At 65.6% G+C, this 569-nt stretch carries 1 protein-coding gene; it reads right to left on the bottom strand.

The window, feature by feature from the left end; genetic code table 11:
* Positions 1-569, bottom strand: a 569-nt coding sequence (locus ACCO56_RS33060) for an NAD(P)(+) transhydrogenase (Re/Si-specific) subunit beta (RefSeq protein WP_433645212.1), incomplete at both ends; no start/stop codon positions are given.

Raw genomic sequence — 569 nt, 5'->3', positions numbered from 1 at the left:
TCGCCGAGCAGCATCATGGTGCCGTCCTTGTAGAACAGCGTGTTGTCGATGCCGGCATAGCCGGAGCCGAGCGAGCGCTTGACGAACAGGCAGGTGCGCGCCTTGTCGACGTCGAGGATCGGCATGCCGTAGATCGGCGAAGACTTGTCGTCGCGGGCCGACGGGTTGGTCACGTCGTTGGCGCCGATGACATAGGCGACGTCGGCCTGGGCGAACTCCGAATTGATGTCCTCCAGCTCGAACACCTCGTCATAGGGCACATTGGCTTCGGCGAGCAGCACGTTCATGTGGCCCGGCATGCGCCCGGCGACCGGGTGGATGGCGTATTTCACTTCGACGCCAGCCGCCTTCAGCTTGTCGGCCATCTCGCGCACCGCGTGCTGGGCCTGGGCGACCGCCATGCCGTAGCCCGGCACGATGATGACCTTCTGCGCGTTCATCATCAGATAGGCGGCATCGTCGGCCGAGCCCTGCTTCACCGTGCGCTCGATGCCGTCGTCCGCCGCGGCGGCCGTCTCGCCGCCGAAGCCGCCGAGGATGACCGAGATGAAGGAGCGGTTCATGCCCTT

The organism is Mesorhizobium sp. 1B3 (assembly GCF_050958605.1).
Taxonomy (GTDB): Bacteria; Pseudomonadota; Alphaproteobacteria; order Rhizobiales; family Rhizobiaceae.
Note: the sequence above shows the minus strand (reverse complement) of the source record. Positions and strands in the feature narration are given on the sequence as shown.